Source organism: Streptomyces sp. NPDC048142 (assembly GCF_043202835.1).
Classification (GTDB): domain Bacteria; phylum Actinomycetota; class Actinomycetes; order Streptomycetales; family Streptomycetaceae; genus Streptomyces.
Map to the genome: position 1 here is coordinate 43,915 of NZ_JBIDBC010000029.1, position 25,676 is coordinate 69,590.

The 25,676-nt window shown below is 71.1% G+C and carries 26 protein-coding genes; 12 read left to right on the forward strand and 14 right to left on the reverse strand.

All coding sequences use genetic code 11. The annotated features are described in order from the left end of the window. Positions 1–72 precede the first annotated feature (72 nt). The 3 genes from ACGF2Y_RS28810 to ACGF2Y_RS28820 form a co-directional block, all read right to left on the reverse strand. Positions 73–1,200 (reverse strand): hypothetical protein, encoded by a 1,128-nt coding sequence (locus ACGF2Y_RS28810; protein ID WP_392953297.1) that lies wholly within the window; start codon positions 1,198–1,200, stop codon positions 73–75. 287 nt (positions 1,201–1,487) lie between these two features. After that, complete coding sequence (locus ACGF2Y_RS28815) at positions 1,488–2,249, reverse strand: isochorismatase family protein (RefSeq protein WP_392953299.1); 762 nt, start codon at positions 2,247–2,249, stop codon at positions 1,488–1,490. Further along, the gene (locus tag ACGF2Y_RS28820; RefSeq protein ID WP_392953302.1) at positions 2,246–2,833 is read right to left on the reverse strand and encodes an isochorismatase family protein; all 588 of its coding nucleotides are present in this window, start codon (positions 2,831–2,833) and stop codon (positions 2,246–2,248) included. Before ACGF2Y_RS28820 ends, ACGF2Y_RS28815 begins: the two co-directional genes overlap by 4 nt. Before the next feature lie 290 nt (positions 2,834–3,123). Between ACGF2Y_RS28820 and ACGF2Y_RS28825 the strand changes: the two genes are divergently transcribed. After that, a complete protein-coding gene (locus tag ACGF2Y_RS28825; protein WP_392953305.1) occupies positions 3,124–4,119 on the forward strand; it encodes a GlxA family transcriptional regulator in 996 nt (331 codons plus the stop codon). A 92-nt stretch (positions 4,120–4,211) separates the two neighbouring features. Here ACGF2Y_RS28825 and ACGF2Y_RS28830 read toward each other — a convergent pair whose 3' ends face one another. Next, positions 4,212–5,540 (reverse strand): LAETG motif-containing sortase-dependent surface protein, encoded by a 1,329-nt coding sequence (locus tag ACGF2Y_RS28830; protein ID WP_392953308.1) that lies wholly within the window; start codon positions 5,538–5,540, stop codon positions 4,212–4,214. Between the two features lie 361 nt (positions 5,541–5,901). On the opposite strand from ACGF2Y_RS28830, the gene ACGF2Y_RS28835 reads away from it, so the two are divergent. Beyond that, positions 5,902–6,105: a hypothetical protein gene (locus tag ACGF2Y_RS28835; RefSeq protein WP_392953311.1), complete on the forward strand. Its 204-nt coding sequence runs from the start codon at positions 5,902–5,904 to the stop codon at positions 6,103–6,105. Positions 6,106–6,116: 11 nt separating this feature from the next. Here ACGF2Y_RS28835 and ACGF2Y_RS28840 read toward each other — a convergent pair whose 3' ends face one another. Next, on the reverse strand, positions 6,117–6,569 hold the full coding sequence (locus tag ACGF2Y_RS28840; RefSeq protein WP_392953314.1) for an ATP-binding protein: 453 nt from the start codon (positions 6,567–6,569) through the stop codon (positions 6,117–6,119). 250 nt (positions 6,570–6,819) lie between these two features. Here ACGF2Y_RS28840 and ACGF2Y_RS28845 point away from each other — a divergent pair, with 250 nt between their 5' ends. The 3 genes from ACGF2Y_RS28845 (at position 6,820) to ACGF2Y_RS28855 (ending at position 8,607) form a co-directional block, all read left to right on the forward strand. Further along, positions 6,820–7,671, forward strand: coding sequence for a DUF5753 domain-containing protein (locus ACGF2Y_RS28845; protein WP_392953317.1), 852 nt, complete (start codon positions 6,820–6,822; stop codon positions 7,669–7,671). A gap of 13 nt (positions 7,672–7,684) precedes the next feature. After that, a complete protein-coding gene (locus ACGF2Y_RS28850) occupies positions 7,685–7,879 on the forward strand; it encodes a DUF397 domain-containing protein (protein ID WP_018959870.1) in 195 nt (64 codons plus the stop codon). A 287-nt stretch (positions 7,880–8,166) separates the two neighbouring features. Next, the gene (locus tag ACGF2Y_RS28855) at positions 8,167–8,607 is read left to right on the forward strand and encodes a hypothetical protein (protein WP_392953321.1); all 441 of its coding nucleotides are present in this window, start codon (positions 8,167–8,169) and stop codon (positions 8,605–8,607) included. Positions 8,608–8,824: 217 nt separating this feature from the next. On the opposite strand, the gene ACGF2Y_RS28860 is transcribed toward ACGF2Y_RS28855, so the two are convergent. From ACGF2Y_RS28860 to ACGF2Y_RS28870, 3 genes are all read right to left on the reverse strand, one after another. Beyond that, positions 8,825–10,699 carry a choice-of-anchor A family protein gene (locus tag ACGF2Y_RS28860; RefSeq protein WP_392953323.1) on the reverse strand — a complete coding sequence of 625 codons (1,875 nt, stop codon included), beginning with the start codon at positions 10,697–10,699 and terminating at the stop codon, positions 8,825–8,827. A gap of 407 nt (positions 10,700–11,106) precedes the next feature. Further along, entirely contained in the window at positions 11,107–11,802 is a 696-nt protein-coding gene (locus ACGF2Y_RS28865) for a hypothetical protein (protein WP_392953435.1), read from the reverse strand. A 244-nt stretch (positions 11,803–12,046) separates the two neighbouring features. Beyond that, entirely contained in the window at positions 12,047–12,457 is a 411-nt protein-coding gene (locus ACGF2Y_RS28870; protein WP_392953326.1) for a MerR family transcriptional regulator, read from the reverse strand. A 173-nt stretch (positions 12,458–12,630) separates the two neighbouring features. Between ACGF2Y_RS28870 and ACGF2Y_RS28875 the strand changes: the two genes are divergently transcribed. Further along, positions 12,631–13,707: an alkene reductase gene (locus ACGF2Y_RS28875; protein ID WP_392953329.1), complete on the forward strand. Its 1,077-nt coding sequence runs from the start codon at positions 12,631–12,633 to the stop codon at positions 13,705–13,707. A gap of 158 nt (positions 13,708–13,865) precedes the next feature. Beyond that, positions 13,866–14,798: a phosphatidylinositol-specific phospholipase C gene (locus ACGF2Y_RS28880; protein ID WP_392953332.1), complete on the forward strand. Its 933-nt coding sequence runs from the start codon at positions 13,866–13,868 to the stop codon at positions 14,796–14,798. A 38-nt stretch (positions 14,799–14,836) separates the two neighbouring features. Here the strand turns inward: ACGF2Y_RS28880 and ACGF2Y_RS28885 are convergent, their stop codons facing one another. The 6 genes from ACGF2Y_RS28885 to ACGF2Y_RS28910 all read right to left on the reverse strand — a co-directional run bounded on the left by ACGF2Y_RS28885 (position 14,837) and on the right by ACGF2Y_RS28910 (position 21,181). After that, entirely contained in the window at positions 14,837–15,451 is a 615-nt protein-coding gene (locus tag ACGF2Y_RS28885; protein ID WP_392953335.1) for a hypothetical protein, read from the reverse strand. A gap of 260 nt (positions 15,452–15,711) precedes the next feature. After that, entirely contained in the window at positions 15,712–17,067 is a 1,356-nt protein-coding gene (locus tag ACGF2Y_RS28890; protein WP_392953437.1) for a sensor histidine kinase, read from the reverse strand. Positions 17,068–17,159: 92 nt separating this feature from the next. Then, a complete protein-coding gene (locus tag ACGF2Y_RS28895; protein ID WP_392953338.1) occupies positions 17,160–17,897 on the reverse strand; it encodes a response regulator transcription factor in 738 nt (245 codons plus the stop codon). Between the two features lie 74 nt (positions 17,898–17,971). Continuing rightward, positions 17,972–19,090 carry a S1C family serine protease gene (locus ACGF2Y_RS28900; RefSeq protein WP_392953341.1) on the reverse strand — a complete coding sequence of 373 codons (1,119 nt, stop codon included), beginning with the start codon at positions 19,088–19,090 and terminating at the stop codon, positions 17,972–17,974. 120 nt (positions 19,091–19,210) lie between these two features. Next, positions 19,211–20,251 carry a LacI family DNA-binding transcriptional regulator gene (locus tag ACGF2Y_RS28905; RefSeq protein WP_392953344.1) on the reverse strand — a complete coding sequence of 347 codons (1,041 nt, stop codon included), beginning with the start codon at positions 20,249–20,251 and terminating at the stop codon, positions 19,211–19,213. A gap of 105 nt (positions 20,252–20,356) precedes the next feature. Then, positions 20,357–21,181 (reverse strand): winged helix-turn-helix domain-containing protein, encoded by an 825-nt coding sequence (locus tag ACGF2Y_RS28910; protein WP_392953347.1) that lies wholly within the window; start codon positions 21,179–21,181, stop codon positions 20,357–20,359. Positions 21,182–21,470: 289 nt separating this feature from the next. On the opposite strand from ACGF2Y_RS28910, the gene ACGF2Y_RS28915 reads away from it, so the two are divergent. From ACGF2Y_RS28915 to ACGF2Y_RS28935, 5 genes are all read left to right on the forward strand, one after another. Further along, positions 21,471–22,388 (forward strand): alpha/beta hydrolase, encoded by a 918-nt coding sequence (locus ACGF2Y_RS28915; RefSeq protein WP_392953349.1) that lies wholly within the window; start codon positions 21,471–21,473, stop codon positions 22,386–22,388. A gap of 68 nt (positions 22,389–22,456) precedes the next feature. Next, complete coding sequence (locus tag ACGF2Y_RS28920; protein WP_392953352.1) at positions 22,457–22,711, forward strand: MoaD/ThiS family protein; 255 nt, start codon at positions 22,457–22,459, stop codon at positions 22,709–22,711. Positions 22,712–22,721: 10 nt separating this feature from the next. Next, positions 22,722–24,254, forward strand: a complete 1,533-nt coding sequence (locus tag ACGF2Y_RS28925; RefSeq protein WP_392953355.1) for a hypothetical protein — start codon at positions 22,722–22,724, stop codon at positions 24,252–24,254. A gap of 199 nt (positions 24,255–24,453) precedes the next feature. After that, complete coding sequence (locus ACGF2Y_RS28930) at positions 24,454–25,143, forward strand: DUF2993 domain-containing protein (RefSeq protein WP_392953358.1); 690 nt, start codon at positions 24,454–24,456, stop codon at positions 25,141–25,143. Between the two features lie 316 nt (positions 25,144–25,459). Further along, positions 25,460–25,540, forward strand: coding sequence for a putative leader peptide (locus ACGF2Y_RS28935; RefSeq protein WP_350310325.1), 81 nt, complete (start codon positions 25,460–25,462; stop codon positions 25,538–25,540). Positions 25,541–25,676 lie beyond the last annotated feature (136 nt).

A 25,676-nucleotide genomic window follows, 5' to 3' on the forward strand; every position in this document is an offset into this window, starting at 1 on the left:
TACGCAGACGCCTCCTCCTCCCGGAGCGCACGGCTGTTCCAGGAGGAGGAGGCGACGCTCACGCGCCTCGCGTTACTTCTTGACCGGGCACACCGCGCTCGCCGTGTTGTACGTCGGCGATGACTTCGTCACCGTGCCGCCGGTGCCGAGCTGGATGAGGATCTCGTCGGAGAGCAGGTCCTCCTTGCCCTTGAGGGCGTCCGCGACCTTCGTGTCCTTGGGGAAGACCATCTCCGCCGCCACGTTGTCCTGCACGATCCGGGCGAGGTTGTCGAGGGCGGTGAACACCGGATCGGCCGGGTTCTCCAGGCCGGGCAGGTCGATCAGGTGAGTGGCGACCTTCGCCGCGTTCATGCAGTCCTTGATGATGATCGTGTTCTGGTTCAGGACGCTCGTCGTCCACTGCGAGATCACCACGCAGTACAGGTCGGCCCAGCCGGCCTCGCCGACCTTCGTGCGCCACGCCTTCATCTGCCTCTGCACGCCCTCGATCTGGGCCTGCGCCGCGTGCTCCATGTTGGTGCGGATGTCCGGGTAGACACTGCCGGAGAAGTCCTCGAAGGACTTCATGTCGAACGACTGCGCCGTCACCGAGGTGTCGATGAACCGGAGAGCGGCGTCCAGGATGTTGCCGCACGAGATCGTCAGCGCGGCCGGGAGCCCGGCGTCGGGGAGGTTCTGGCGAGCGGTGGTGAGGGTGGCGGCGTAGGCCTGGAGCGGGGGGATCCACGCGGTCGACGAGTCGTCGTCGAACGCCACCATCAGCAGGTCGTGCGGGTCGATCCGGTCGGCGTTCGGGAGGTTGGGGATGTGGTCCGCCAGGTACGAGGCGATCACCGAGAAGATCCCGAGCGGCACATGAGCGATGGACTTCGCCAGCTCGAACGTCTCCGCCACGGGGTTGGCGCTCTCCTGGCCGTTCTCCGTCACCAGGGTGAACCGGCCGCCCTTGGCGTCGTTCTGCACGACGATCACCGGGGAAAGGTGCTTGATCAGTTCTGCTTTGAGTACCGCGTAGTTGGTGCGCATCCCGGCGTTGACGGCGAGCAGCGAGTCCTTCGCCTGCTGCGGCGAGACCTTCACCGTGCCCGCCGCGCCGTCGACGGTTGCCGCCGTTGCCTGCGGGGTCGTCGCGTAGCCCAGGAATGCTGCGGTGCCGATGCCGGAAGCGCCGGTAATGAAACCTCTGCGGGTAGCCATCTTCGTCTTCTCCGTTGGGGATAGTGGTGCGATCTCTGGCGGAGTGGGGGGAGTTGGAGGGTTGGTACGGATGGGGGGAAAGTGCTCATGGGATCACTTCCGCTGTGGGGGCTGTGGGGGCTGTGGGGAGGCGTGGGGATGTGTGGGGATGTGTGGGGTACGGACGTGGCGCAGGGCGCTCCGGAGCGCCCTGCGGCCACCGGCGGAGGGGGAGGGAAGGGGGAGGGACTACGGGAAGGGCTGCGGGAGGGCCGCTGGCAGGGCTGTGGGAAGGGCCGCCGGTAGGGCTACTTCAGGGACTTCTGCGTCGGGACGACCACCCCGTACAGGTCCTGGACCGTGGCGAGCGCGGACGCGTGCAGCTGCTCGGCCGGGATGCCGTTCGGGTTGCCGTTCAGCGGCAGCGGGCGGGTCGCGGAGGCGTCGGCGACGACGGTCGGGTTGTTGCCGTTGATGAACGCGCCCTGCGTCGTGAACAGGGTGCACATGTTGGTCATGAACCCGGCGATGATGACGTTCTCGCGGCCGGCCTTCTTGACCTCGTCGGCGAGGTTCGTGTCGTGGAAGCCGTTCGGGACGCTCTTCTCGACGACCGGCTCGCCCTCGACCGGTTTCACGGCGGAAATGATCTGGCCCGCCTCCGACTTCAGGTCGTAGCCCTTGTCGACGATGTGGATGACCGGCGTTCCGGCCGCGCGGGCGCGCTTCAGCAGGGCGGCGGTGTTGTCCACGGCGGGCTTCCAGCCGTCGAGTTCCATCACGCCCTCGGTGTAGGTGTTCTGGTAGTCGACGAGGATGAGCGTCGCGTCGGCGAGCGTGGCCGGGGTCTCGTCGAGCTTGTTGAGCTCCCGCAGTGTCGTCGTGTCCTCGGCGACGTTCCCGGAGGCGTTCCCGGAGGCGTTCTGCGCGGCGGGCGCCGTGGGCGTCGCCGACGTGCCGGTGTTCGTCTCCTTGCCGGTCGCGGCCTCGGAACTTCCGCCGCAAGCGGTGGCGGTGGCGGCGAGGACGGTGGCGACGCCGAGCGCGGTGGCGGTACGGAGCAGCTTCATCGGGTGATCTCCTTCTGGGAGGCGACGACGACCCCGTACAGGTCGCCGATGGTGGCCAGCGCGCTGTAGTGCACCTGGCAGGCGTCGAGGTCGGTCCCGGCGACCGGCAGGGACCGGGTCGCGCAGGCGTCGGCGACGACGGTGGGCCGGCTGCCGCGCAGGAACGCGCCCTGCGCGGTGAACGCCACGCACATGTGCGTCATCCAGCCCGCGATGATCACGTCCTGGCCCTCGGGGACGTGATCGCCGAGGTCGGTGCCGTGGAAGGCGTTCGGGGCCTGCTTGACGACGACCGGCTCGCCGTCGACGGGGGCGACGGTCGGGTGGATCTGTCCGATCTCGGCCCGGATGTCGTACGGGGTTCCCTCGCCGCCGTCGTTGATGACGTGGACGACCGGTGTCCCGGCCTGGCGGGCACGGGCCAGCAGTTGCGCGGCGGCGTCCAACGAGGCCTGCCAGCCGTCGAGTTCCATCACGCCACGGGTGTAGGTGTTCTGGAAGTCGACCAGGATCAGCGTCGAGCCGGTGAGCGTGGCCGGGGTCGCGTCGAAGCCGTTGAGTTCGCGCAGGGTGGTTCGGGACATGGGTGTACCGCCTCGGGGGTCGTGCGTCGGGGAGAGGGCGAGCGAGTCGAGCTCGGGTGGCGAGCTGTCTTAGACGCTAGGGCTCGACGGCGATGTCCACAATGACGTCTAAGATGCAGATACCGACATGCGTGCGGGCTGTCGGTCAGCCGAACTGTCGGTCAGCCGAGCTGTCGGTCAGTCGAACTGCCGGTCAGCCGAGCTGTCGAACCGTCCGGCTGTCGAACTGCCGATCCGCGTGGCTGTCGAACTGTCGAACTGCCGGGCTGTCGGCGTCAGGAGGCCACCCCATGGACACCACCGGACGACTCGTCGTCATCGTCCTCTTCGAGGGCGTCGACCTGCTCGACGTCACCGGGCCGCCGGAGGTGTTCTCGCTCGCCCGGCGCGAGACCGACGACGCGGCGGGGTACGAAGTCGTCCTGGCCGCCGCGTCCTTGGACCCGGTCACCACCGGGGCCGGGGTCCGCATCCTCCCGGACCTCACCTTCGAGGAGGCGGCCGGGCGGAGCATCGACACCCTCATCGTCCCCGGCTCGGTGGAGGTCGACAGCGAACGCAGGGTGCACGCTCTCGTCGACCCCGAGCTGGTGGAGCGGGTGAAGGAACTCGCCGCGCGCACCCGGCGGGTCACCTCCGTCTGTGTCGGTGCGCATCTGCTGGCCGCCGCCGGACTGCTCGACGGCAGGCGCGCCACCACGCACTGGTCGACCGCGCAGCAACTGGCCGACGAGCACCCGGAGATCGAGGTCGACGCCGACCCGATCTTCATCCGCGAGGGCGACGTGTGGACCGGGGCAGGGATCAGCGCCTGCCTCGATCTGTCCCTCGCCCTGATCGCCGACGACCTCGGCGAGGCCGTCGCCCTGCGCGTCGCCCGCCAGCTCGTGATGTACCTGAAGCGGCAGAGCGGGCAGAGCCAGTTCAGCGTTCCGCTGGAGCAGATCTCGGCGACGCGGCGCATCGAGGACCTCCGCCACCACATCCTGCGCAACATCGGGCACCGGCTCACCGTCGTGGACCTCGCCGAGTACGCCCATGTCAGCGACCGTCACCTCACCCGGATCTTCAAGACCGAGCTGGGCATGACCCCGCACGCCTACATCGAGTCCGTCCGGGTCGAGAAGGCCCGTAACGAACTGGAGTCCTCCGACGCCACCCTCGAACGCATCGCGTCCGTCTGCGGGTTCGGCACGGTGGACACTCTGGTACGGGCGTTCCGGCGGCGGCTGAACACGACGCCGACGGAGTACCGGAGCAGGTTCCGGTCCTCCCGCACGGGCTGAAAGCCTCGGCTGAGGGGGGCCTGTGCGGCGCGAAGGGGTGGTGGGCCCGATCGGGCCCACCACCCCTTCAACACCTGCTTATTGACCTATCGTCAGGCGTCGGAACCGGCCTTCCGGCGACGTACGACGAACACCGCCGCCGCGCCGAGCAGCACGGCCGCACCGCCCGCGAGGGCGATCGAGGTGGTGGCGGAGGACGAGCCCGTGGCGGCGAGGCTGCCGTCCGTGCCGGTCTTCACCGGGGTGCCGGACGTCGAACCCTGTGGCTTGTGCCCGGTGTCGCCGGTGCTGGGCTTCGTGGTTTCGGCGGGCTTGGCGTCCTCCGGCTTGCCGGGCTTGCTGCCGGCGGCCTTGACGTCGAACTCGTACATGTCGAGGCCGGGCGCTCCGCCGCAGGAGCCGTCCTCGTTGTAGAAATCGGCCGCGATGAAGGCGACACCGTTGCCGGCCGGTGCGGCCTTGTCGACGGTGAGCCGGAGCTTGACGTCGGCGCGGGCGCCGGGCTTCAGCGCGCCGACGGCGTCGATGTAGTTGTGCTTGTTGATGTTCTGCCACTTCGGCGAGGCCTTGGTGGACCACTGGAGGCGGAAGAACTTGCCCGTGTCCTTGAGACCGGTCTTGTCGGTCGCGTGGACACCGGCGTACGCGATGATCTCGTCCATGTGCCGTTTGCTGCCGTTGGTCACACGGACGGAGAAGTCGGTGGTCGTGCCGGCGACGAGCGTGGACGGCAGGCCGGTGACATCGGCGGTGAGGTTGAGCTCGGGCTCGCAGTCCTGGCCCTCCTCTTCCGCCTCCTTCTTGGCCTTGGCCAGCGCCGCGTCGGCCGCGACCTTCGCGGCGAGCGCGTCGTCCAGGGCCTTGTCGGCCGCGCCGGCGGCGCGGGCGGCCGCGACCCGTGCGTCGTCCTGCGCCTTGACGGCCCCGGCCGCCTCGGTGTCGGCGGCGGTCTTGGTGGCGGCTGCGGTCGCCGCGGTCGCCTCGGCTTCGGAGAGTGCGGTCGCCGCGGCGGTCTTCTGCTCCTCCGTGGCCGTCTCGGGGAGTTCGGCGATGGCGGCCTTCGCGTCGGTCACGGCCTGGTCGGCGGTGGTCTTCGCGGCGGCGGCCTCCTTCGCGGCCTGCTCGGCGGCCTTGGCGGCGGCCACGAGGGGGTGGCTGTCCTTGGTCAGTTCATCGAGGGCCTTCCGCACCGTGACCTGGGCTTCGTCGCGGGCCTTGACGGCCTCGTCGTACGCCTTCTGAGCCTCGGCGGCGGCCTTCTCCAGCTCCTTGATGGTCGGCTTGCCCTGCTTGTTCTGTGTCTGTGTCTGCGACTGTGCGCCCGGCTGGGTGTCGGCGAACGCGGGGGTGACGGAGAGCAGCACAGCGGGAGCGGTCACGGCGGCGGCGACAGCGGTGGCGAGAGCGCGGCGAATCTTCACATGATCCCTTGGGTCGGGTCCGGAAAAGCCCGGAAAAACAAGGTGAATGCTGAGGGGCGGCTGCCACAGCGGAATGGATCACGCGGGCTGCTGCCTGTGCCGATCGTATGGGGATCCTGTGAGGGGGCCGGGTGATAATTCCGGGTCCGAGGCCGGGGCGGCCTCACGCGGAGCGGACAGACTTCGCCAAAGCGCGCAGTTGCCCCCGGAATCATTCTTTTCCTGTGACGAAGGCCATGCGCTGTGCTGCCCGCGCCGCCGACGGGGGAGGCGTTCGGGCCGTGCCCAATCCCCTTGCCGTGCGGCTCCGAATCACTGGTGGAGGGCCACCCGGTGCCCCCTCGCACGGCAGTTGAGACCCATGACCGTACGTTCCCTGCTCACGTCTGATCTTCCGCCCCGCTACGTAGCGCCGGACCTTCCCGGGGTGTGCGTCCCGGTGGTTCCGAAGTCGGCCGCCGCTTCCGCCGGCCGGGGGCGTTTCGTCCGCCCCGGGGACCGCCGCGAGCGTGATCCCGGCGGCGAGCACCGCGAGGAGGGCGGCGACGGCCACGAAGCCCCCTGACACGTCGTAGGTCACGCCGTCGGTTCCGGGCGCCCCAGGGTGAACCAGACGACCTTGCGCCCGGGGTGCCGTGGTCCGCCGCCACGCGTCCCCCACGCCAGCGCCAGGCTCTCGACGAGAGCGAGCCCGCGCCCGTGCTCCTCCTCCGGACCCGCCCGCAGTGCGCCGAGTGCACCGGTGAGCGGGCTGCCTTCATCCGTGACGGCGAAGGTGACCCGCTTCCGGTTGACGGCCGCCTGGACCCGGATCAGCGGGGTACCGGTGTGGCGGTGGGCGTTGGCCACCAGCTCGGTCACGCAGATCCGCGCGTCGTCGACCAGCCCGAGATGCCGGCTGACCTCCAGCAGCGAGGAGGCGAAGTCCCGCGCGAGGCGCGGGGCGTACGCGGTGTTCGGCAGGGTGAGTCGGTAGACCTCACCACCGATCGGGTTCAGCTGTACGGGAGTTGGGTTTACGGCGGTCATGTCGGTCTCCCCTTGCGGTCCGGTTCGGGTGAACGGCTGCGCTGCGCCCGGCCCGTGGCGATGGCCGCCCCGGCGTACGCGTCAACGCACGGCGAGGCGGCTGCACTTCGGAATCCTGAGGTGTAGCGCGGTGCTGTGATGAACCGTAGCGGCTAGTCTCACTTGTGCTACGCATTTGGAAAATTAAGTGACCGAATGGATTACCGTGGGCGCGCCAGCCAGACTGGGAGCCGACCAGAGGAGATCGTCGATGCCACCGAGGAAGGCGCCCACGGCGCGGCAGTGCCGCGTGGGTGCGGAGCTGCGCAAGATGCGGCAGCACGCGGGACTGGCCCTGGCCGAGGCCGCCGCCCTGCTCAGCACGGACCGCACGGCCATCAGCAATACGGAGTCCGGACGCTTCGGGGTGAGCGGCGAACGGGTGCGCGCCTGGGCCGGTGGCTATGCCTGTCCCGACGAGGCGTACGTGGATGCGCTCGCCGCGATGGCCGACGAGCGGGGGCGGGGCTGGTGGGAGGAGTACCGCAATGACCTGACCAGCGGAACGCTCGACCTGGCGGAGCTTGAGCACCACGCCGTAGGTATTCGAGCGGTGCTGATTATGTACATGCCGGGGCTGCTCCAGAGCGAGGACTACGCGCGTGCCGTCTTCGCGGAGGCGGTGCCGGAGCTGCCCCTGGCCCGCAGGCGGCGGCTGCTCTCCCATCGGCTCAAGCGCCGAGACGTTCTCGACCGGGAGGACCCGCCTACCTGTACGTTCCTCATCCATGAGGCGGCGCTACGGATGACGTACGGCGACTCGGGCGTTGCGCGCGGCCAGTTGGAGCACCTGCTGCGCGAATCGGAGCGCGACAACGTGACCATCCGGGTGGTCCCCTTCGCCGCCGGCGGTTTTCCGGAGACGGGAAGCTCGACGCATTATGTCTATGGTCCTGTTCCGCAGCTGGATACCGTGCAGACGGACACAGCAACCGGGCCCGCGTTCCTGGACGCCGAGACGCGTCTGAGGAACTATCGAGCGGCGATGGATCGGGTCGAGGAGCTGTCCCTCGATCCGCGGAAGTCGAGAGACTTCATTCGTGAGGTCGCGCAACAAGTGTGAAGGCGTGAGGTACGTGGATATTCAGTGGCGCAAGTCATCGAAGTCGTCGGGGGCCGAAGGCAACAACTGCCTGGAGCTCGCCGAGCACGGCGGCGAGATCCTGCTGCGTGAGAGTGACAACCCCGACGTGATCGTCCGTACGACGCGCACCAAGCTCCGGGCGTTCCTGGGTGGTGCGAAGGAGGGCGAGTTCGACGACTTGGCCTGAGCTTTCGTGATCCGGTAGAGAGCGGTCCCCATCGGCGCAGATGGGGGCCGCTTCCCTATTTGTATCACTTGTTTATTCAGCCGGAATCACTCGTTAGACGTCAAACACTTGATACGCACCTGCATCACGCGCTAGCTTCCAGATGTGCTGCTCCGTCAGGCTGCAGCCAACTCCCCTTCCGTCTGCGCCCGTTGGGGGAGCCGCGATCCAGCGCGCCCCCCGCCCGCCGCTCGTCACGCCGGCTGTGGGCGGGGGGCGTTCCTGGTGTCACGTCAGGAGGCCGTGCCGTGTGCGATCCAGATCCCGATCCGACGAACCCCGCAGGACTCGCCCCCCGCGCCTACTGGTGCGAGCGGTCCACCTACCCGTTGTTACGCAGCGGCGCCCCCGACGTCTTTGTGCGGTACTCCGTGCCCACGGCGGCCGAAGCGATCAGCCGGTTCCAGTCGGAAGCGCGGGCTCTCGCGGAGGCCATGGCCCCCGACGCGCGCGGTGAGGCGCTGGAGCGGATCGGCGGGGCGGGCCGCGTGCGGGCGATCGCGGCCCTGCACCGGGGGCGTACCTGTGGGTTCTCGCTCGGGCACGGGGAGCGGTGGACGGAGTGGACCGTACGCCCGTACCTCGCGTTCCCCGTGGCGGCCCGGCACCTGCTGCCCGTCCTGCCCCCGAGTGGCTGCCCGTGCGGCTCGCCGCGAGGAGGCCGGGGCCGGTGGTGCCGCAGAAGGTAACGGGCCGGATGCCGAGGGGGCTTGGCGCGGGCGTCGGGGGTGAGGGTGCCCAGATCCGGTTGCGGGTGATGGGCGATGTCGAGTTCGCCGCGAAGTCTGTCCGTGGCGCGGACGCTTCGCAGCGACCGGTGCCACCTGGAGGGGTGACACCGGTCGCGGGTACGTGCACATGTCCGGGTCGCCGGACTCGAAGCCGGGACTGCAGGACCTACGGCGGTCAGGCGGCCCTGGCGTGCCCCTTACGGCCGGGACACGAACCGTACGCGTCGTCTCCGTGTCCGTGTCCGTAGCCGTATCCGTAGCCCGTGTCCTTACAGGGCTTGTCGTCGCGGCTGTTGGCAAGCCGCGCGATCACGACCTCCTGGTCGGCGCTGACGACGTACGGTCCCGCGACCGGGTCGCCGGGCAGGACGTAGCCATCCGGTACGCCGGTCTCGCGCAGGTAGTACGTGCCGTGGTCCAGGTCGCCGAAGGAGCACAGGCCCGCGCCGTTCGTGGTGCAGGCGGTCCCGACACGGGTATCGGGGTCGCTGCCGCCTGTCTGGAGGTCTTCACGCCCGTTGGTCTCTTCCCACAGCTCGAACGTCGCGCCCGGCAGTGGCCGGCCGCTGTCGGCATCGGTCTTGAGCAGCTTGACGGTGCCGGTGCCCGGCGGAATCGGTGTACGGGTGTTGGTGGCGGTGACCGAGACGCCGGTGTCTGCGTTTTCCTCGGTCAGTTCGAGGGGTCCGAAGACGGCGGGGTCGGGCAGGTCGTATCCGTCCGGGGCCTGCGTCTCCTGCCAGTAGTACGTTCCTGTCTCCACCGTCCGGGAGCACGTACCGTCCGTGTCGGTGGTGCAGGACTCCCCGACCGTGGTGTCGGGGTCGGTGCCGCCGGTCTGGAGGCCGGGAGTCCCGTTGGTCTCCTCCCAGAGCTGGAACGTCGCGCCCGGCAGTGCCGCGTCGGTCTCGGAGTCCGTCTTCAGCACCTCCACCGCACCGGTGACGGGCTGCGGGGTCGTGCAGTCGGGCAGGTCGCCGTTGAAGGGGTAGGCGTGGAACTCCTGGCCGCCGCCGCCCGTGGCGGCGCTGGTGTGGGTGAGCGATCCGGTGGTGAAGAAACGTCCGTTGATGCCCGGCAGGGTGACCGTGGTGGCCGAGCTCTGCTCCCCGACGAGGAAGCTGCCCTGGAACTGGCCGGTTCCGGTGAGGTTCACCGTGGTGGCGTCGGGGATGTTCCACAGGAGACGCTCGCGGTAGGCGTTGAGCGGATCGGTGGCGTCGTCGATCCCGCCGCTGTAGGTGTTGAGCGTACGGTTCGCGCCCACGATGTTGACGAGAATCGTCGCGTCGTCGGGAATGTCGGCGAAGACGATGCCCTGCTGGGCACCCGAGGGCCCCGTCAGGTCGAAGTCGACGTTGAAGACTTGGAGCGCGGAGGTCCCGTCACCGGTGAACAGCGTCTGGGTGCCCTGGTTGACGGCCGTCCCCGTGGGCGTCCTCGGGGCGCCGTCGACGCGCGCGTAGCAGCGGCTCGCAGTGGTGAGCTCGTCCCTGAGGGCGGTATAGGGGGCGACGGCCGCGTCGTCCTGGGTGAGGGTGGCCTCGACCGTGCCGGTCAGCGAGCCGGCGTACCGTACGACGCCGTCCTCGGCCAGCAACCGCTGTCCCGTCGCCACGGTGATGTCGCCACCGGTGGTCAGCCAGTCCGCTCCGACGGGCGGCGCAACACGCGATCCGACGCCCGCCTCTCCGACGTTGTAGGCCTGACCCGCCTGGGCGTCCTTGTTCATGTCGAAGTCGTCCAGGACGACGACGCGCCCCTCGGCCTCCGCCGCAGAACCGCGGACGAGGAAGTCGTCACCCACGAACATGTTGATCGCGTTGTCCCGGCCCGCGATGGGGCCGTTGTTGATGCCAGGGAACGGGTCGGGGCAGTCTCCGGGAACACAGGGCCCGAGCCCGCCGGGCAAGGGCGCGGCCGATGCCGGAACGGCACCCGGGCCGAGCACGAGGAGGGGGACGGCCGCGAGGGCCGTCACGTAGGCGAGTCCGGCGGAGCCGATACGCCTACGAGGACGCCCATGGCGCCGCGGGGAAGGATGTCTCATGGCGTGAGTCTCGGCTCGGGACGCACGGCGTGCCCACACGTGACGCCCGGCGCTGGTCCGGCCGGGGAACAGGGTCACCGCCACGTGTGAGAGAGCGCCGCCGGATGGCGCAGCCGCCAGAACTCTATGTGGAAGTTCGTTCATGACCAGTTCTGACACGCACGCATAGCCGGTGGCGGACACTCGGGCGGAGCCTCGTTGAGGGGGGCCGCCGGGGAAAGATGGCGACGTCGCTCCCGGTCAGCCGTGCGGCACCTGTGGACGAAGCCCGATCGGCGGACCGGGGCGGGTCCGGGCTCTCCGTGTTCGCGGCGGCCGGCTGAGGCCGGGCGGGAGACCCGGCCCTCGTCCGGGTGCTGGAGAAGGCCGGGTCGTGGTGTGTCGGTGATGCGTTGGCGCTGCGGAGGTCAGCCGTCGATGCCGTACAGGTCGAACTCCTCCCAGGAGCCGGTGACATCGGTCGAGCGGGCGCGCAACGTGTACTGGAGCGAACCCGTGTAGCTGTTCTCCATCGCGACGAAGAGGCCGTTCAGGGTGGACCGGATCGCGTAGAGGTTCAGGTCCGTGTTCTGGTAGAGCTCGAACCGTTCCCAGCCGCCCGCCGTCGCCGAACGGGCCCTCAGCGCGTTCTTCGTGTGGCCGGTGAAGTTCTTCTCGACCGCCACGTAGAGGTTGTTCGCGAGGGATTTCATGGCGAACGTCCGGGTGGCCTCGTCCCACTCGAACGCGAAGCCCTCCCATGCGCCGGTGACATCGGTGGAACGGGCCCGCAGCACACCGGTGTCGGGCGCGGCGTAATTCATCTCGGTGGCGGTGAACTTGCCGTTGCGCATCGACTTGATGGCCACCTTTGAGGTCTCGTCCGCCAGGGCGGAGGCGCTTCTGCCGGAGGCGGACGGGGACTGCTGGCCGCCGGAGGCCCCGCTGAGGTGTTCCAGGTCGTCTCCGTCCACCTTCTCCCAGCCTGCGGGGACTCCGTCTGCCGTGGTCCCGGCTGCGGAGGCGCCGGCCGGCCGGTCGTTCCGCGGGGTGGCGCCTGCGGTGGGCGCGGCCAGGGCGGAGGCGGTCAGCAGGGCGGTCAGGGAAAGGAGGGCAGGGGTTATGCGTCGCACAGGTCTTCCTCGCTTTTCGTTACGACGCATTCCGGATCCCGGAATGCGCGGAGAGAAAGGGCCCAGGCGCTCGTTCGAGCGCCGGAAACCCTGTATTCGCCGGGTGGGGCCACAGGAGAAGCGTCGGTGAAGTTGCCTCAGAATAAGGGCAGTTCGCGATCTCGGCAAAGGTTTTTATGGCATCCCGGGAATTCCGGTAACGGTCGCGCTGAATGCATTCTTCCGCAGTTTTCCGTTAGGAACGAAGACTCGCTTCGTTTCCGTCACGGCCACTTTCGGAGGGGCGGCGCAGGGTGCGGCGGTGGGCGCGGTTGGTGGCCATCAGGACGTCCAGGGCGTCCCGGGTGGTGATGAGGTCCTCGATGTGGGCGGAGATCCGTTCCCGTTCCTGCTCCATCCGTTCCATCGCCGCGTCGGAGGCCTCCTCGCTGGGGGCGTCGACGCAGGGCAGCAGCTCCTTGACGGTACGGCTGGACAGGCCGGCGGCGTAGAGGCGCTGGATGAAGCGGACCCGCTCTGCCTGGGCGTCCGTGTAGTGCCGCTGACCGCTCGGGCTGCGGGTGCTGGTCAGGAGCCGCTGCTCCTCGTAGTAGCGCAGGGACCGGACGCTGGCCCCCGTGGCCGCCGAGAGCTCTCCGATGCGCATGCCCGTCCCTTCCTGTCCCTCGCCGACGGGGCGCCGTACGGCCTTGCCCCTCACATTGATGTCAGGTTTTAGCGTAGCGGTGTGCCCGGAACGCGGGTGCCACGGGAGCTGTGCAGCTCTGCGGACACGCAGCCATGCAGCCATGCAGTCATGCAGCTAGGGAGCTTTGCGAGATGAACCAGAGCCTTTTCGACCGCCACCGCCTCGGTGACCTGGTGCTGCCCAACCGGGTGGTGATGGCGCCGATGACCCGCGTCCGGGCGGCCTCCGGCGGGCTGGCGACGCCCTCGATGGCCACGTACTACGCACAGCGGGCGACCGCCGGACTCATCGTGAGCGAGGGGGTGCAGCCGAGTGTGGTCGGGCAGTCCAACCCCGGTACGCCCGGACTCCACACCGATGAGCAGGTCGCCTCCTGGCGTCCGGTGACCGCCGCCGTGCACGCGAACGGCGGCCGGATCTTCGCCCAGATCATGCACGGCGGCCGGGTCTCGCACCCGGACACCACCGGGCTGCGGCCGGTCGGGCCCTCCGCCGTCGCGGCGGTCGGCGACGTGTTCACGCCGACGGGCCCGCAGCCCGCGCCGATGCCGCGCGCCCTGGAGACGGCCGAGGTGCCCGAGCACGTCGAGTCGTACGCGTCGGCCGCCCGCCGGGCGGTCGAAGCCGGGTTCGACGGTGTCGAACTCCACGGCGCCAACGGCTACTTGATCTCCCAGTTCCTCTCCTCCAACGCCAACCTCCGCGGCGACCGTTACGGGGGCTCGGTCGCCGGTCGCATACGGTTCGCGGTCGAGGCGGTGGCGGCGACCGTGGACGCGGTGGGTGCGGCCAGGACCGGGATCCGGCTCTCCCCGGGCGGCACGTTCTGGGGGGTCGAGGAGCGGGACGTTCCCGAGCTGTACGCCGCGCTGCTGGCCGAGCTGGCGCGGCTGGAGCCGGCGTACGTGCATCTGGAGGGCACCGCCGACGACGAAGTGCTGGCCGCCCTGCGCGGGGCATGGCCCGGCACCCTGATCATGAACCCGTCGCTGCCGATGGGCCCGAAGCAGGCCGGGCGCTCGGACGCCGACCGCTGGCTGGGGCTGGGGGCGGACCTGATCAGCTTCGGCCGGGCCTTCCTGGCCAACCCGGACCTGGTCGAACGGCTGCGTACCGGTGTGCCGATCGCGCCGGCGGAGGAGGCCACGTACTACCAGGGAGGCGACGCGGGCTACCTGACGTACCCGGCCTTCCAGCACACGGCCTGAGGCGACCGGGCGGGCGCGTCCGTCCCGGCGGGCGCGCACGCCCCCGGGGTGCCGCCGTGCGTACTCACCCCAAGGCGGCGTACGCCCCCTTCCGGAGGTGACGTGTGCCCGTCAGAATCCAAGGGCCCAGCCCCCCACGGCCCTTGGAGGCACCCCGCATGTCCACCCCCGCGCGCACGCCCAAGTCCCTTTCCCCGACCTCCCGCAGAGGCTTCCTGGCCGGAGCCCTGGCCGTCTCCGCCACCGCGGTCGTCGGCGCCGCGCCCGCCGTCGCCGCCACCGGGGAGGCAGGCCGCCGGGCGGTCCGGGGGACGCGGGACTGGATGGCCGCTCTGCCCGACGGCACCGCGCTCCAGCGGCTCACGATCCCGGGCACGCACGACTCGGGGGCCCGGTTCGGCGGTCCCTGGTCGGAGTGCCAGAACACGACGATCGCGCAGCAGCTGGAGAGCGGCATCCGCTTCCTGGACGTACGGTGCCGGCTCATCGAGGGCTCGTTCGCGATCCACCACGGAGCCTCGTTCCAGAACATGATGTTCGGCGATGTCCTCGTCGCCTGTTGGAACTTCCTCGCCAGGCACCCGAGCGAGACCGTGCTGATGCGGGTCAAGCAGGAGTACTCCTCCGAGAGCGACGCCGCGTTCCGGGCGGTCTTCGACGACTACCTCGACACACGGGGCTGGCGTCCCCTGTTCCGCCTCGACCCCACCCTCCCCGGCCTCGGCGGGGCCCGGGGCAAGGTGGTGCTGCTCGCGGACAACGGCGGGCTGCCCGGGGTGCGGTACGGGGACCCGGCCCTCTTCGACATCCAGGACGACTACATGGCGGAGCCGTTCGCCAAGTACCCGAAGATCGAGGCGCAGTTCCGTAAGGCGGCCCAGCAGCCGGGAAAGTTCTTCATGAACTACGTCTCCACCGCCGCCCTGATGCCACCCCGCTGGAACGCCGACCGGCTCAACCCGCAGGTGCACTCCTTCCTGGAGCGCGCCGAGACCGCCGGGTGGACGGGGCTGGGCATCGTCCCGATGGACTATCCGAACCAGCGGTCCGGGCTGGTCGAGTCGCTGATCCGGCACAACCCGGTGGAGTGAGGGCCGCTGGTGCGCGACGGCAGGCCCGGCCGGACCGGCTATCCGGCTGCGGGCCGAGCGGCGGCCGATGCGTCGTTCGCCCGGCGGCGTCGGTAGTACGCGACGGTGAGGATCACCAGGAGCGGGCCCCAGGCGAGGAGCGGGGCGTACGTCGTCCACAGCGCCCAGGCGGCAGGACCGCTGGCAGGGAGACCGGTGCCGTCGTCGTTCAGCGGCTCCATGAAGCCGAAGATCTGGTTCAGGGTGCCGTACGCGCAGAGCATCATGATCAGCGCCGCCCCGAGTGCGGCCGGAATGACCACCGCCGGTATCGGGATCCTTCTGCCGCGCAGCCCCGGCACCCAGCACGGGACGACTTCGCCCCACGGCCGCACCAGCCCGAGGGCGAGCAGCGCGAGTCCTTCGGAGACCACGGACAGCCCGATCACGTACGGGCGTTCCCACACCGCCCATGGGTAGTCCGAGTCGTATCCGGCCAGGCCCAGCACCAGCGCGACACGCCACAACCCGGACGGCAGGACACACAGCGGGATGGCATGGGCCATCCGGACCGCCCAGCGGGGAACGGGCTCGACGGGTCGGGCGGCGGCCGGAGCGCGGACTGACGTCTCGGCTGCCGGTGCTGCTGCTGTGGCCTCTGCCTGCGTGGTCACGTGTGCCCTCCTCGACGAGATCCGATGGTGTCGATCATCGTGTGAAGGGTGGCTGTTCGGCATCCGCCGCCGGGGCGACCGGTGCTCGCCCGTGCGGCGGGCGCCGGGCGACCACGGGATGACGCCGTCGGTGCCGGCGCCGGCGGATCTCCTCCAGCGCCCGGTCCGCCGCCGCCTCCGAGGCGTTCAGGCCTGGCCCGCCGCCTGGCCCGCCGCCTGGCCCGCCGCCTGGCCCGCCGCCCGGCCCGCCGACCTCCGCCTCACGTCCCCGGTGGCGGCGTCGGCGCCCCCGGCAGCGTGAGTGCCGCCACGGTGCCGGGGCCGCCGTCCGGGGCCGGGCGCAGGGCGATCGAGCCGCCCGTCTGGTGCACCGTACGGGCCACGATGGACAGGCCCAGGCCCGAGCCGGGGAGCTGGCGGGCGGACGGGGAGCGCCAGAAGCGTTCGAAGACGTGCGGGAGTTCCTCGGCGGGGATGCCGGGGCCCCGGTCCCGGACGGTCAGCTCGCCCCGGTGCAGCCGCACGTCGATCGTGCCGCCCGGCGGGCTGAACTTCACCGCGTTGTCCAGGACGTTGACGATCGCCCGCTCCAGTGCGGCCGGTTCCGCGCGTACGTACCAGGGGGCCAGGTCCTCCGCGATCGTCAGCTCCGGGCCGCGCAGCCGGGCGCGGCGCAGGGCGGTGCGGGTGATCTCGTGCAGGGCCACCACCTGGAGCGGGCCGGGCTCGGCCGGGTCGGGGCGGGCCAGTTCCTGGAGGTCGCCGATCAGCGCGGCCAGCTCCGTCATCTGGGCCTTCACCGAGGCCATCAGCGCCTTGCGGTCCTCCGGCGGGATCTTCCGGCCCGTCTCGTCGCTGCGGGCCAGCAGCTCCACGTTCGTCCGGAGCGAGGTCAGCGGGGTGCGCAGCTCGTGGCCCGCGTCCGCGATCAGCTGGGCCTGGCGGTCGCGCGAGGAGGCGAGCTGGGCCGTCATCGAGTTGAACGAACTGGAGAGCCGGGCGATCTCGTCCTCGCCGTCCACCGGGATGCGTACGGTCAGGTCCTCGGTGCGGGCCACGTGCTCGACGGCCTCGGTGAGTTCGTCGACCGGCCGGAGCCCGGCGCGCGCGATCCACAGTCCGGCCGCGCCCGCGCCGAGGACGCCGATGCCGGAGACGACGAGCAGCACCCAGGCCAGCTGGTTCAGCGGGTCGGTGACCTGCTTCATGGAGACGGCGACGGAGACGGCGACCCCGGGCCGGTCCGGGCCGGCGGGCGAGGTGTGGACCCGCATCTCCGTGCCGTCCTCGGCCGTCGTGGTGTGCGTCGCGTCCTCGCGCAGCCCGGCGGCGACAGCCCGGTCGGCGGTCTCGATCGGGATGGCGGACTTGCCGGGCACCGTGCACGGCTTCTCGCCCGCGGCCGGCACCAGCTGGATCGTGTACGGGCCCACGATCTGGAAATCGCCGGCAAGACCGGTCGTGCAGGACGCCGTCAGCAGCCGCATCGCGTCCCCGTTCGGCCTGACCTGGGACAGTGTCGTGTCGAGCTGCTCGGTCAGCCGGTCGCGGGTGGTCAGCCAGCACGCGGCGGCCACCGCCGCGACCGCCACCGCCACCGCCGTGGCGACGAGCATCGCCAGCCGGGAGCGCAGCGGCAGCGCCCGGAAGCGGCGCACCGGGCTCACGCCTCCCCGCTCCCGCCCGTTCGCGGTGGGTGCCGGTCCGCTCACGCCTCGCCGCTCCCGCCCGTACGCAGCGCGTAGCCCACCCCGCGCACGGTGTGGACGAGGCGCGGCTCGCCGCCCGCCTCCGTCTTGCGGCGCAGGTACATCACGTACACGTCCAGGGAGTTGGAGCTCGGCTCGAAGTCGAAGCCCCAGACCGCCTTGAGGATCTGCTCCCGGGTCAGCACCTGGCGCGGGTGGGACAGGAACATCTCCAGCAGCGTGAACTCGGTGCGCGTCAGCTCGACCCGGCGATCGCCCCGGGTGACCTCGCGGGTGGACAGGTCCATCCGCAGGTCGGCGAAGGAGAGCACGTCGTCGTCCGGAGTGTCCGCGCCCGCCGCCGTCGACGCGTAGGAGCTGCGGCGCAGCAGGGCCCGGATGCGGGCGAAGAGCTCGTCCAGCTCGAACGGTTTGACCAGGTAGTCGTCCGCGCCCGCGTCGAGGCCGGTGACCCGGTCCCCGACGGTGTCGCGGGCGGTGAGCATGAGGATGGGCGTGGTCGAGCCGGTGGCCCGGATGCGGCGGGCGGCGGTGAGGCCGTCCATCCGGGGCATCTGGATGTCCAGGACGATGAGGTCGGGAGCGTACGACTCGGTCATCGCCAGGGCGTCGTACCCGTCGACGGCGACCTGGGTGCCGTACCCCTCGAAGGCGAGGCTGCGTTGCAGGGCCTCGCGCACGGCCGGCTCGTCGTCGACGATCAGAATGCGCTGGGGATCGTCTTCGGCGGGGCTCATCGCTGCTGGTCCTCTTCTCGTTCCGGCCTACGGGGGGCGCTCTCAGCCTCGCACGGCCGGGGCGCTGTACGGGATCAGGAACCGTCGCCCGCGCGCAGGGTGTCCAGGTCGGCCTTGAGGGTGTTCACCGGGATCGCGAAGCCGAGGCCCACACTGCCCGCTGCGGAACCGCTGCCCGCCGCCGAGGAACTGGGCGAGTACATCGCGGAGTTGATGCCGATGATCTCGCCGTCCATGTTGATCAGCGCACCGCCGGAGTTGCCGGGGTTGAGGGAGGCGTCGGTCTGGAGCGCCTTGTACGTCGTCGTCTGCTCGCCCGTGTCGCCGTTGAACTGCTGCCCCCCGAACTCGAACGGCCACGGCCCGCTGCCGCCGCCCTGCCCACCCTGCCCGCCCTGGCCCGAGCTGCCGGAGTCGTCCTTGGCCACCGTGACGTCCCGGTCGAGCGCGGAGACGATGCCGCTGGTGACCGTGCCGGTCAGGCCCTCCGGCGAGCCGATCGCCACGACCTGGTCACCGACCTTGACCTGCGAGGAGTCCCCGAGCGTGGCCGTCTTCAGCCCGCTCGCGCCCCGGAGCTTGATCAGCGCGAGGTCCTTGTCGGGGTCGGTGCCCACGACGTCGGCGGTGTAGGTCTTCCCGGTGGAGAGGGTGACCTGGATCTGCTGCGCGCCCGAGATGACGTGGTTGTTGGTGACGATCTCGCCGTCCTCGGTGATCACCACCCCCGACCCGGTGGACCTGCCCGCCGACGAGGTCGCGCCGATCTCCACGATGGCGGGCGAGACCGCCTCCGCGACGCCCGCGACCGTGCCCTTGCTGCTCTGGGAGACGGTGGTGCCGTTGACCGCGCCGCCCACGCCGGTGGCCCCGGAGCCCCCGGCGTTCAGCTGTCCGACGAGGGCGGCGGTGCCGCCGCCGATCACGCCCGCGGCGATCGCCACCGCCGCCAGCAGCGCGACCGGCCGCTTCGCCCGGCGCTCACGCCGCCCGACGGGAGGCTCGGGGGCGTACTCGGGGGAGGGGGCGTACGGGGGCGGCGGGGGATAGCCGCCCGCAGCGCCGTCGTACGCCGTGCCGGTGCGGTCACCGGCGCCGGTGCCGGTGTTGTAGCCGGTGCCGTAGCCGTACGGGGTCGGGTCCTGGTCCGTCGAGTGCGCGCCGCTCGGGCGAAGGTTCTCCGTCATGTGCACCAGGCTGGTCGGCGAACATGAGAGGGGCCTGAGTACGTCCTGAGAAGCCCGGAAGAACCGCGTATGCCCGCTGTAAAGGGCGAAGGCCGAAGGGCCGGGGGCCGGAGAACCGGCGGGCGGTCACGCGATGGGGGAGGGCTCCCGGCAGCCGCACGAGCGCCGGACCACCAGCGCGGAGGGGAACTGCTTCAGCCGCTCCCGGCGCGATCCCGAGACCCGGAGCGAGTCGTCCAGCACCAGGTCCACCGCCGCCCGCGCCATCGCCGGGCGGTCGGAGTGGACCGTGGTCAGCGGCGGATCGGTGAGGCCCGCTTCCTTCACGTCGTCGAAGCCGGCCACCGCCAGCTCGCCCGGCACGTCGATGCGCAGCTCACGGGCGGCCCGCAGTACGCCGAAGGCCTGGTCGTCCGTGGCGCAGAAGATCGCCGGGGGCCGGTCCGGGCCCGCCAGCAGCCCGAGGGCCACCTGATAGGCGTCGTAACGGTTGTACGGGGCCTGGAAGAGCCGGCCCTCCGTGGAGCGGCCCGACTCGTGCATCGCCCGCCGCCAGCCCTCGACGTGGTCGGCGACCGGGTCGCCGACCGCCGGGGTCGACTCCATCCCGCCGAGGCAGGCCACGTACGCGTTGCCGTGCTCCAGCAGATGCCGGGTGGCGAGCTGGGCGCCGCCCACGTCGTCGGTGACGACGGCGACGTCGTCGATCGCCTCGGGGCGCTCGTGCAGCAGGACGACCCGGGCGTCCCAGGCCTCGATCTCGGCGGCGGCCCGCTCGCTGGGGCCCTGGCTGACCAGGATCAGCCCGGAGACACGCATCCCGAGGAAGGCCCGCAGATAGTGGACTTCGCGCTCGTCGCGGTAGTCGGAGTTGCCGACGAGCACCATTTTCCCGCGCTCGGCGGCGGCCTGTTCGACCGCGTGCGCCATCTCCGCGAAGAACGGCTGCCGGGCGTCCGGCACGATCATGCCTATGAGGTCCGTGCGGCGCGAGGCCATGGCCTGGGCGACCCGGTCGGGCCGGTAGCCCAGCTCCTTGATCGCGGCGAGCACCCGCTCGCGCGTGGCCGGGGCGACCGGCCGGGGTCCGTTGTTGATGACGTAGCTGACGACCGCGGTCGACGTCCCCGCCAGTCTCGCCACATCGTCCCGCGTCACCTTGGCCACGCGCGGCAGTCTACGCGGATGGACCTAGGGGGTGTCCGGTGGATCAGGACCGGGGTCACGGCGTCTGGCACGGCACCTCGCGGCGTTGCCGAAACGTCCGAATCGCTACCTCTTGGCAGCTTCCACCGGGGCTTCTTCCGTCACCCCGGCAGCCGGGGACTGCTCCGAACGGGCGACGGCTTCCGCTTCCCTCGACTGCCGCTGCCGCTGTTGCTGTGCGGCGGCCCGGTCCTTCGCCTCCTCCGCCGCGCGCTCGACCTTCTCCGGGGTGACGAAGCGGTAGCCGACGTTGCGCACGGTGCCGATCAGCGACTCGTGCTCGGGGCCGAGCTTGGCGCGCAGCCGCCGCACGTGGACGTCGACCGTCCGCGTACCGCCGAAGTAGTCGTAGCCCCAGACCTCCTGGAGGAGCTGGGCGCGGGTGAACACCCGGCCCGGATGCTGGGCGAGGTATTTCAGCAGTTCGAATTCCTTGAAGGTCAGGTCCAGGACCCGGCCCTTGAGTTTCGCGCTGTAGGTCGCCTCGTCGACGGAGAGGTCACCGTTGCGGATCTCCATCGGGGAGTCGTCGGAGGTGATCTGCTGGCGGCCCATGGCCAGCCGCAGCCGGGCCTCGACCTCGGCCGGTCCCGCCGTGTCCAGCAGGACGTCGTCGACGCCCCAGTCGGCGGTGACGGCCGCGAGGCCGCCCTCGGTGACGACGAGGATCAGCGGACAGCCGGGTCCGGTGGACCGCAGCAGCTGGCAGAGCGAGCGGACCTGCGGAAGGTCGCGGCGCCCGTCGACGAGGATCACGTCGGCGCCCGGGGTGTCCACGAGGGCCGGGCCCTCGGCGGGGGCCACCCGCACGTTGTGGAGCAGAAGCCCGAGGGCGGGGAGCACCTCCGTCGACGGCTGGAGTGCGTTCGTCAGAAGCAGCAGTGAACTCATCGCCGCCCACCTGCCTGGTTCGGTCGATCGTGTTGCACGGTTCGCTCGCCCATTACGTCGGTCCTCCTCGTTCCCTGCGAGAGGGGCACTCCCGGGTCGGACCCGGGGGAGTATGCGGCACTGCTTCGTACGTCATGCGTGGTGCTTCATGCTTCATGCGGGTTTACGGTGCGGTCCCGCGCCCTGGAACCGCTGAGCTTGTGGAAACGTCGCCGTAACAACGCCCGTAAAGCACAAAAGGACCCGGGGGCTGCTTTGCCCGGATCCTCTTCGCAGCAGAATAGCCCACATGAGTTCGGTGTCCGAGGGTCGATTCCTGAGTTCTTCTGTTCCCTTGCTCACGCCTCCCCGACGACGCGCCACTTTGCTGACGGATGACGGCGTACGGGTCGAGGCGGTGTACGAACCGTGTACGGCGGGCTCCGGGACGCCGGGGGACGAAGCGGCCGGGGCCCCGGCGGAGACCCCCGCGATCGTCGTCGCGCACGGGTTCACCGGCTCGACCGACCGCCCCGCCGTACGCCGCGCCGCGCGGGCGTTCGCCCAGCGTGCGGCCGTGATCACGTTCTCGTTCCGGGGGCACGGGCGGTCCGGCGGGCGCTCCACCGTGGGCGACCGCGAGGTGCTGGACCTGGCCGCGGCGGTGGCCTGGGCGCGGGAGCTGGGACACCGCCGGGTGGTGACGGTCGGGTTCTCGATGGGCGCCTCCGTGGTGCTCCGGCACGGCGCTCTGTATACGGCGGATTCCTCCCTCGGGGACACGCCCGTCCGCGTATCGGCGCGCGAGGGGCGCACTGGGAGCGTGGGGGCGCACTCGGATGCGGTGGTCTCCGTCAGTGCTCCCGCCCGCTGGTACTACCGGGGGACGGCCCCGATGCGCCGGCTGCACTGGGTGGTCACCCGCCCCACGGGCCGCCTCGTCGGCCGTTACGGATTCCGCACCCGCATCGCCACCGGGGAATGGGACCCCGTCCCGCTCTCCCCGGTCGCCGCGGTCCCGCTGATCGCCCCGGCCCCGCTGCTCCTCGTGCACGGCGACCGCGACCCGTACTTCCCGCTGGACCACCCGAGGATGCTGGCGGAGGCGGCCGGTCCGGCCGGCGCGGAGCTGTGGCTGGAGCGGGGGATGGGCCACGCGGAGGACGCGGCGGACGATGCCCTCCTGGCCCGTATCGCCGACTGGGCGACGGTCGCGCCGCCCGCGTGACCCATCATGGAGAGTCAGGGAGAGCTGACGCACGAGGCGTCCGACGAACCGACCGAAGGAGTGGCGCCATGGCAGCGGGGACGATCCGCTACTGGGCTGCGGCCAAGGCAGCCGCGGGCACCGCGGAGGAACCGTACGCGGCGGCGACCCTCGCCGAGGCGCTCGACGCGGTGCGCGGACGGCACCCCGGCGAACTGAGCCAGGTGCTCCGGCGGTGCTCGTTCCTCGTCGACGGGAACCCCGTGGGGACCCGCGAGCATGAGACCGTACGCCTTGCCGAGGGCGGCACGGTCGAGGTGCTCCCGCCGTTCGCAGGAGGGTGAACCGCAGGCCATGAGCAGCAGCGATCAGCAGTACCCGAATCCGTACGACCCCGAGCGGCAGCAGCCGCAGCGGCCTTCGTCGCCGCACTGGCCCGACGGGACGGCCGGGCAGCACGCCGCACCCCAGGAGCCGGCCGCCTTCGACCAGGGCGCGACACAGACGTGGCAGGCCCCGACCTGGGACACGCAGTACCAGCCGACGATCACCCCGGACGGGGACCCGCACGGGGCGCGGGGGCAGGGGCAGGGGTACGGGCTGGGGCAGGGCTACGGACAGCCGCAGCAGCCGGATCCGTACGGGACGCAGCAGCCGGATCCGTACGGACAGCAGCAGTCCGGCGCGTACGGGACGCCACAGCCACACCCTCCGTACCAGCCGCAGCATCAGGAACTTCAGCACCAGCCGCAGCATCAGGAACTTCAGCACCAGCACCTGGGGCAGCCGCAGTACCAGGAGCCGCAGCCGCAGCAGCAGTATCAAGAGCTCCGGCACCAGCAGCAGCATCAGGAACCGCAGCACCAGCACCAGCCGCAGTATCAAGAGCTCCGGCACCAGGACCAGCACCAGCACCTGGGGCAGCAGCCGTACCGGCCCGCGGCGGATGACACCGCTTTTCTGCCGCCCCAGGGCGTCTCGGGCTCTTTCCCGCTGCCTCCCGAGGTCCCGGCCACGCCTGCGGCCCCCGTCACATCGGCCGCACCTGCCCCCGCCTCCGAGCCGGCGACCGGGCAGCCGGGGCCCGGGGACACGGGCTACAGCGCGCCCACGACCCTCGGCAACGCCCGGATCACCGACGCCCAGCGGGCCCGCGCCGAGGGGCGCTCGCCGATCATCGCGCCGGGGATGCAGCCCGCGGCGCTCACCGCCGTACTCGGTCTGATGCTCGCGGCGGGCGCGGCGATCGGGCCGTACGCCCTGCTCGTCCCGGTGGTGCTCCTCCAGGCGGTGACGGCCGCCGGATGGTTCCGGCTGAACGGCATGTGGCCCGCCCGCCAGGGCATCGCGCTCGCCTTCGCCGGGGGGCTCGTCGCCGATGTGGTCCTGCTCGCGGCGGGCCGGGAGCACGGTCCCGCCGCGCTGCTGGGCACCCTGGGCGTCTGGGTGCTGCTCACCGTGGTCCTCCAGCTCCGCAGCCACGCGGGCGCCGACGAGCGGCTGACCGGGCTGATGGCCACCGTCGTCTCCGCGTCCCTCGCGGTACTCGCCGCCGGACACCTCGCGGCGGTCCCGGACGCGGTGGTGGTCGGCGGGGTGGCCGTCGCGGCGGCCGTGCTCGCCCGTGCCCTCCCGCTGCCCGGCGCGGCCTCCGTCGCGGTGGCCCTGCTCGCGGGCGCGGGTGCGGGCGTCGCGGCCGGCGGCCTGACCGACTTCGGCGCGAAGGGCGCGCTGCTCGGTCTCGCGGCGGGCGGGTGCGCGATCGTAGGGCTGCGGGTGGCGAGCTACGACTATCCGTCCCGGTTCGTGCACATGACCGCCGGAGTGGCGCTGCCGCTGACCGTGGCGGCCCCGGCCGTCTACCTGGTCGGCCGCGCGATCCTCTGACCGCACCACCGGCCACCGTACCGCCGGTGCCGCGCCACCGGCCGTCGTGCGCCCGGCTGTCGTACGGCTACGGCTGCTGACGGCCCCTCGGGAACCGATGGGGGGCCGTCACTCGTCGATCATCCAGGGCGTCCATTTCTGCGGCAGTAGGCTCACGGGCGCCAGGGGGACCGATCGGCTCAGGGTGGGGAAACGACACATGCGCGCACTGCGAATACTGCTGGTCCTGGTGGTGGTGCTCGGCGGCCTCTTCATCGCCGTCGACCGCGCGGCCGTCTACTTCGCCGAGTCCGAGGCAGAGGACCGGGTCACGATCAGCGGGGGCGGCTCCGCCACGACGGAGATCTCGATCAAGGGTTTCCCCTTCCTCACCCAGCTCGCCGGTTCGCAGCTCGACCGGGTCGACGTCAAGCTCACCGGCATGAGGACCAGCGCCGGCGGCCGGGCGATTCGGTTCAGCGAGGTCCGGGCCGAACTGCACGACGTGAAGCTCGGCGCCGGCTACCGGAGCGCCACGGCCGCCCGCGCCACCGGCACCGCGCTCGTCGGCTACGAGGACCTGACGGCGGCGGCCAGCGACGGCGTCGTCGTGGAGTACGGCGGCAACGGCAAGGCGAAGGTCACCGGCACGGTCGAGGTCCTCGGCCGCCCGATCTCGCGCAGCGTGCTGTCCACCGTGACCCGCGCCGACGGTCACACGATCAAGGTGCGCGCGGACGAGGTGCCGGGCGAGGGGATCCCCGGCGTCGAGGAACTGGTCCGCAAGAAGACCGACTTCGAGGGAGACGTCGACGGGCTGCCCAAGGGCCTGGAGCTCCGGGAGGTCAAGGTGACCGAGAAGGGCCTGGAGATATCGGTGACCGGCGCGGACGTCTCGCTGACGGGCTGACCGACTCCTGCACCGACCTCAGACCGACCTCTGACCGGCTGACCGACTCCTGCGACCTCCGGCCGACCCCTGACCGGCTGACCGACTCCTGGCGGGCAGACCGGTTCCGCGACGCGCTGAGCGGGCCTCGTTCGACCGGCCGATCCGGATGGTGAGACACCCGTGTCCGGTCCGCAGATGAGGGGAAGGCCCGGGGGAGTCCGGCAGGCGATCCGGGGCCCGCTCACCCCCCTCTCGTCTCATATCACGGATGATCGTGTCTCATCATGCGACACGACGGTGACATCTCCGTCCGTACCTCCCTACGATCGGACCCATGAAGCGACAGGCGGACCTCACGAAGCGGCGGGCAGTAGACCTGTGCCGCGTCGCCGCCATGCTCTGTCGCACCTTCTGAGCGGGGCGTTCACACCGCCCCGTTTTTCCCCCCGGCCCTTCGACCGTCGTCAGGGCCGGTGCCGTGCCCCGTACGCGCCGCGTTCCGTGCCTCCGCGTGTACACCCGCACCCAGCGAACTCCGCATCTCGCACCAC

Excerpts from the sequence above, each read along its gene's own strand:
- ACGF2Y_RS28875 (WP_392953329.1), top strand. The coding sequence starts at position 12,631 with ATGAACCAGAGCCTTTTCGACCGCCACCGCCTCGGTGACCTGGTGCTG.
- ACGF2Y_RS28825 (WP_392953305.1), top strand. The coding sequence starts at position 3,124 with ATGGACACCACCGGACGACTCGTCGTCATCGTCCTCTTCGAGGGCGTC.
- ACGF2Y_RS28820 (WP_392953302.1), bottom strand. The coding sequence starts at position 2,833 with ATGTCCCGAACCACCCTGCGCGAACTCAACGGCTTCGACGCGACCCCG.
- ACGF2Y_RS28925 (WP_392953355.1), top strand. The coding sequence starts at position 22,722 with ATGAGCAGCAGCGATCAGCAGTACCCGAATCCGTACGACCCCGAGCGG.
- ACGF2Y_RS28890 (WP_392953437.1), bottom strand. The coding sequence starts at position 17,067 with ATGCTCGTCGCCACGGCGGTGGCGGTGGCGGTCGCGGCGGTGGCCGCC.
- ACGF2Y_RS28910 (WP_392953347.1), bottom strand. The coding sequence starts at position 21,181 with ATGAGTTCACTGCTGCTTCTGACGAACGCACTCCAGCCGTCGACGGAG.
- ACGF2Y_RS28930 (WP_392953358.1), top strand. The coding sequence starts at position 24,454 with ATGCGCGCACTGCGAATACTGCTGGTCCTGGTGGTGGTGCTCGGCGGC.
- ACGF2Y_RS28860 (WP_392953323.1), bottom strand. The coding sequence starts at position 10,699 with ATGAGACATCCTTCCCCGCGGCGCCATGGGCGTCCTCGTAGGCGTATC.
- ACGF2Y_RS28915 (WP_392953349.1), top strand. The coding sequence starts at position 21,471 with ATGAGTTCGGTGTCCGAGGGTCGATTCCTGAGTTCTTCTGTTCCCTTG.
- ACGF2Y_RS28840 (WP_392953314.1), bottom strand. The coding sequence starts at position 6,569 with ATGACCGCCGTAAACCCAACTCCCGTACAGCTGAACCCGATCGGTGGT.
- ACGF2Y_RS28870 (WP_392953326.1), bottom strand. The coding sequence starts at position 12,457 with ATGCGCATCGGAGAGCTCTCGGCGGCCACGGGGGCCAGCGTCCGGTCC.
- ACGF2Y_RS28935 (WP_350310325.1), top strand. The coding sequence starts at position 25,460 with ATGAAGCGACAGGCGGACCTCACGAAGCGGCGGGCAGTAGACCTGTGC.
- ACGF2Y_RS28815 (WP_392953299.1), bottom strand. The coding sequence starts at position 2,249 with ATGAAGCTGCTCCGTACCGCCACCGCGCTCGGCGTCGCCACCGTCCTC.
- ACGF2Y_RS28880 (WP_392953332.1), top strand. The coding sequence starts at position 13,866 with ATGTCCACCCCCGCGCGCACGCCCAAGTCCCTTTCCCCGACCTCCCGC.
- ACGF2Y_RS28835 (WP_392953311.1), top strand. The coding sequence starts at position 5,902 with ATGACCGTACGTTCCCTGCTCACGTCTGATCTTCCGCCCCGCTACGTA.
- ACGF2Y_RS28895 (WP_392953338.1), bottom strand. The coding sequence starts at position 17,897 with ATGAGCCCCGCCGAAGACGATCCCCAGCGCATTCTGATCGTCGACGAC.
- ACGF2Y_RS28845 (WP_392953317.1), top strand. The coding sequence starts at position 6,820 with ATGCCACCGAGGAAGGCGCCCACGGCGCGGCAGTGCCGCGTGGGTGCG.
- ACGF2Y_RS28810 (WP_392953297.1), bottom strand. The coding sequence starts at position 1,200 with ATGGCTACCCGCAGAGGTTTCATTACCGGCGCTTCCGGCATCGGCACC.
- ACGF2Y_RS28920 (WP_392953352.1), top strand. The coding sequence starts at position 22,457 with ATGGCAGCGGGGACGATCCGCTACTGGGCTGCGGCCAAGGCAGCCGCG.